We start from the raw sequence: 272 nt of genomic DNA on the forward strand, positions 1-272 counted from the left end.
TACGGGATCATCGGCACATTGCCCAGTTCCGCATTCAAGCACGGTAGAAATCAGATTTGCTGCAATTAAAAAGACAAAGAGACCACTTGCCATTTTACTGAGTAAAGGGAAAGGAGCAAATACTTTGAATTTGTAAGACAGTTCACTTAAAATCATAAGGAAGGCAACGGCAAAAATACAAAGCACTGCAATAATGAATGCCCAAGTATAAAAATGGAGTCCAAAGAACGTTGAACCATATCCAAGATCATCTGGTGTGATATGTAAAAACA

General features: G+C 38.2%; 1 pseudogene. It reads right to left on the reverse strand.

Going from position 1 to position 272, the window contains the following annotated elements:
* Positions 1–272, reverse strand: a pseudogene (locus ACFINS_RS10945) (disulfide bond formation protein B); the annotation flags it as partial.

This window comes from Bartonella sp. AA2SXKL (assembly GCF_042197205.1).
Classification (GTDB): Bacteria; Pseudomonadota; Alphaproteobacteria; order Rhizobiales; family Rhizobiaceae; genus Bartonella.